This window comes from Neisseria sp. (assembly GCF_041804105.1).
Taxonomy (GTDB): Bacteria; Pseudomonadota; Gammaproteobacteria; order Burkholderiales; family Neisseriaceae; genus Neisseria.
Genome location: NZ_JBHCJY010000052.1, coordinates 1 through 4,788 on the forward strand (window position 1 = coordinate 1; position 4,788 = coordinate 4,788).

Below are 4,788 nucleotides of genomic sequence, written 5' to 3' on the forward strand. Positions count from 1 at the left end.
ACCAATATAGGGGTTGCCGGACGGTATCCATGCCATCCTGTTGGCCAAACCCAGCTCATCCTCAAACCCTTCCGGCTTGGGCAGAAAAGCCGGAAACCTGCCTTCGGGAAAAAGGGTACCGGTACGGTGAAATTCGGATTTCGTCATTTTCAAATAATAAGCCCTGCTTTCGCCCGCCACCCCATCTTTGATGATATGCAGGCCGATTGGGGAATGTAAATCCTTCAGGAGTGCCCTATCGTTGGGGTCAACCATTCTGACCGGTATTCCCCAAATTTTCTCAAGCTCCTCAACATCCATCGCATACAGGCAGTCATCCAAAACCGCCGTTTCGTACATCTGCTTGAGCAGATCGTCGCGGCTCTCCGCTTTGTGCAGTTTGCTGCGGCAGCGCTGCTGCTTAGCCTGCTCCGAACCGCCTTTGTTTTCCTGTTCCATCTTTTCTGTTCCTTTCTCGGGATTGCTGTCGGTTTTGCCTGCATTGTGCGGCATGCAGGCCGTTAGAATCATCAGGCCTGCGGCTGAAAATAATGCTGTCTTAATACGGGACATGTTTGCTCCTTATCTGTATGTCTGTACGGTTTTGTATTATCGGAAAATTCTGATATTCCTTTCAGACGGCCTCAGGATGTTCTGATAATACAATACTTGGATACTCCTTTCTCTGTCGTTAACCTTAAAATTTGTCAAAGCGGCCGTTTGCGTGTTGGTGTATGGGGAGTTTTTCTGAAAGAAGATGTCCCCTTTATAATAGAACGCGCCTTGTTTACTTTTACCAAAATTCCCTCCTCTGGCCGCAAACTGGTTCACCTGCTGTACCAGCAGGTCGTTGGCCTTGATTCTGTCCAGTTCCGCTTTGGCAAAGCCCACAGCAGCCAGCTCTCTTTCGGATTGCGGATTCAATACCTGATTAACCATTTGATATTCCTTTCTTATTGCCAGCCTTAAAATTAGTCAAAGCGGCCGTTTGCGTGTTCATGAAATTCCATATGCCCGATTGCACCCAACTCCCAATGCCAAGCTTCCATAATCCTGCCGTTTAGCCGCCAGAAATACTGCCAGTTGTACCGTATCGGGCCGTTCTCCGGGCCGATATAGGGGTTGCCGGACAGTATCCATGCCATCCTGTTGGCCAAACCCAGCTCATCCTCAAACCCTTCCGGCTTGGGCAGAAAAGCCGGAAACCTGCCTTCGGGAAAAAGCGTGCCGGTGCGTTCAAATTCGGATTTCGTCATTTTCAAATAATAAATTTTTCTACCATCTAGAAGCTCGGTTTTGGTAACATGAAGACCGATCGGGGAGCGCAGATCCTGCAGGAGTGCCTTGTCATTGGGATCAGGGATGCCTACCGGTATCCCCCAAATCCGTTCAAGCTCCTCAACATCCATCGCATACAGGCAGTCATCCAAAACCGCCGTTTCGTACATCTGCCTGAGCAGATCGTCGCGGCTCTCCGCTTTGTGCAGTTTGCTGCGGCAGCGCTGCTGCTTAGCCTGCTCCGAACCGCCTTTTTTTTCCTGTTCCATCTTTTCTTTTCCTTTTTCGGGATTACTGTCGGTTTTGCCTGCATTGTGCGGCATGCAGGCCGTTAAAATCATCAGGCCTGCGGCTGAAAATAATGCTGCTTTAATACGGGACATGCTGACTCCTTATCTATAAGTCTGTACGCTAGTCGGAAGATGCCTCAACCACTTTCAGACGGCCTTTCAGTTTAGTGGGATACCGCTTTTTTTGGCAACCTGTTTCCGCCTGTGGAAGGCTTTGTCTGTCTGCAAAGGTTTTTATACGGGCATTTATTTTTCAAGACCCATTAAATCTTAAGCTCTTCTATCCCTACTTTTGGTTTCACTCTCTCGGCAAACACCTTATCCCGATAATACCGAATCTTCGATACTTTGGCAGGGTAAGCCATACCTTCGTAAATAATGATTTCTTCGTCTTGGCTCATGGCTTTCAGTTCCTGAGGCAGCATCAAGGCGCGACGCTCTTCACTGGATGATACGCTGCGCTCACGTCCTCTGCTGATGTTTTGGCGGCGTACGGTGGTATAGCCCAGCATTTCGGAATATTCGTTGGCATCCTGCTGTTCTCTCGGTGTGTAAATGATTTGCAGGGCGTGGTTGGTAACGATGGTGCGGGCGGATTCCTTACCGTAAACCGCGTCCAGTTGGGCGACCGACTGGATAATCGGGAAGAGGCGAAGGTTGTAACCGGCCATATAGCTGACGGCGTTGGCGATGATTTCGACTTTGCCGATGCTGGTAAATTCATCCATCAACAGCAGACATTGGTGTTTGAGTGCCGGATTGTCTTGCGGAAGTTGCTTGGTGTTTTGGTTGATCAGTTGCGAGAAGAACAGATTGACGATAACGCGCGATTCGGCCAGTTTATTCGGCAGGATGCCGATATAGATGGTCATTTTCTTTTTGCGTACATCGGTCAATAGGAAATCGTCGGCAGCGGTGGCATTGTCTATAAATGGGTTGGCAAACATATTAAGCGGTTCTTGAAATGTTCCCATGATAGATCCGAAAGTCTCTTTTTCCTGCGACAGCAATCCAGAAAAGGCTGTTCTGCACGTACTACTCAGGTATTCGTTGCTGGCTAAGCCTTGCAGATAGTTTTTTAAATTGTCGCCTTCACCCAAAGACATACGGTAAACCTGACCTAACGTACACGGTGCTGTATGCTCATTGCCGTTACTGTCTGAAGTATTGTCTTCTGCAAAAACAGAAGACGATGCCTCTGCGCTGTGTGTTTCAAACAAATATAACGAAAACGCCAAAAATGCATTTCTCGCCTGAGATACCCAAAACTTATCCCTACTGTCACCATCGGGATAGAGCATTGCTGCAATCGCCATCAAATCGGAAACACGCTGGTTTTTATCCGATGAAACATAGGTAAACGGATTCCAGCGGTGGGTGCGTCCGTCTTCGGCAAACGGATTGAAGAGATAGACTTCCTGCCCCAGTTGCTCCTTGCGGTAGCCACTGGTCAGGTTGAAGTTTTCCTGTTTGATGTCGAGTACCACCACCGAGCCTTGGTAGTGCAGCAGGTTGGGAATGACAATGCCGACACCCTTGCCCGAACGTGTCGGGGCAGCCAATAGTGCAAACTGCTGACCATTGTAGTGCAGCAGTTTACCGTTGTATTTGCCCACCACCACGGAAGTATCCGACTTTTTGAAAAAGCCTGCTTTGGTTAAATCGGCTATTCCCGAAAAGCGCGCATCGCCGTGCAGCTTTTTAGCAGGGCGTTTCCACAACGGAATCAGGCAGAACAGGGCGAAAACCAAAGGCAGAACGAAACCGATAATACCCGAAGTCTTAATCTGCAAAGAATACGCTGCAACCTGTGGGATATGCAGAGTGTTGAAGTATTGGAAATAGGTTGTCAAACCCAGCGGAGTTTTGTGCAGCCCGAACCATGTAAGCAGGATAAAGCCCGAAAGGTAGCTGCCCGTGATTAAGGCGGCAATCAATAAGAAAAAGGTAAAAATCAGTTTGGTGTGCAGAGTCATTTAAATTCTTAGGTAAATCAAGTTAAATCATAATTTTACAATATGATATAGGAGTAGGAAATGCCTGTCTGAAATTTTCAGACAGGCATTGTTTCTGCTTACAACTATCAACCTTCATAAGCCTCCATCGGCGGACAAGAACAAACCAAATTCCTGTCCCCGAACACATCGTCCACCCTGTTCACGCTCGGCCAGAATTTGTTTTCGCGCACATACGGCAGCGGGAACACGGCTTCTTCGCGGGTGTAGGGGTGCGCCCATTCGCCGTCGGTCAGGTTGAAGGCGGTGTGCGGGGCGTTGACCAGCGGGTTGTCGTCTTTCGGCCATTCGCCGTTTTGAACCTTTTGCACTTCGGCGCGGATGGATTTGAGCGCGGCGATAAAGCGGTCGAGTTCGGCTTTGCTTTCGCTCTCGGTCGGCTCGATCATCAGCGTGCCGGGCACGGGGAACGACACGGTGGGGGCGTGGAAGCCGTAGTCCATCAGGCGTTTGGCGATGTCGGTTTCGGTAATGCCGCTCTCGGCTTTCAGGGGGCGCAGATCAACGATGCACTCGTGCGCCACGCGGCCGTTTTTGCCGGTGTAGAGAATCGGGTAATCCTCGCCCAGTTTTTTCGCCACATAGTTGGCGTTCAACAGCGCCCATTGAGTGGCCTGCTCCATACCCTGTTTGCCCATCAGGGTGATGTACATCCAGGTAATCGGCAGAATGCTGGCCGAGCCGTAGGGTGCGGCGGAAACGGCGCTCATGCCTTCGGTTGCGCCTTCGACGGGCGTTACCGCGTGGCTGGGCGCAAACGGGGCGAGGTGGGCTTTCAGGCCGATGGGGCCCATGCCGGGGCCGCCGCCGCCGTGCGGGATGCAGAAGGTTTTGTGCAGGTTCATGTGCAGCACATCGGCGCCCACTTCGGCGGGCTGCATGATGCCGATTTGGGCGTTCATGTTGGCGCCGTCCATATAAACCTGGCCGCCGTGATCGTGAATGATTTGGCAAATTTCGCGGATGCCTTCTTCATACACGCCGTGGGTGGAGGGATAGGTAATCATCAGCGCGCCCAAGCGGTCTTGGTGCTCGGCGGCTTTGGCTTTGAGGTCTTCGATATCGACGTTGCCTTTTTCGTCGGTTTTCACCACCACCACTTTCATACCCAGCATCTGCGCGGTGGCGGGGTTGGTGCCGTGGGCGGATTGGGGAATCAGGCACACGTTGCGGTTTCCGCCGCCGTTGGCTTCGTGGTAGCGGCGGATGGCCAGCAGGCCGGTGTA

The 4,788-nt window shown here is 51.1% G+C and carries 5 protein-coding genes; all 5 read right to left on the bottom strand.

The window, feature by feature from the left end:
• Positions 1-552: hypothetical protein (locus tag ACEYDX_RS04895; protein ID WP_373740913.1), on the bottom strand; the 552-nt coding region annotated here is incomplete at its 3' end.
• A 36-nt stretch (positions 553-588) separates the two neighbouring features.
• Positions 589-918: a hypothetical protein gene (locus tag ACEYDX_RS04900; RefSeq protein ID WP_373740914.1), complete on the bottom strand. Its 330-nt coding sequence runs from the start codon at positions 916-918 to the stop codon at positions 589-591.
• 32 nt (positions 919-950) lie between these two features.
• Entirely contained in the window at positions 951-1,640 is a 690-nt protein-coding gene (locus ACEYDX_RS04905; RefSeq protein ID WP_373740915.1) for a hypothetical protein, read from the bottom strand.
• Between the two features lie 170 nt (positions 1,641-1,810).
• A complete protein-coding gene (locus ACEYDX_RS04910) occupies positions 1,811-3,523 on the bottom strand; it encodes a type IV secretory system conjugative DNA transfer family protein (RefSeq protein WP_373740916.1) in 1,713 nt (570 codons plus the stop codon).
• Positions 3,524-3,630: 107 nt separating this feature from the next.
• On the bottom strand, positions 3,631-4,788 hold a 1,158-nt coding region (locus tag ACEYDX_RS04915; RefSeq protein WP_373740917.1), incomplete at its 5' end, for an aminotransferase class V-fold PLP-dependent enzyme.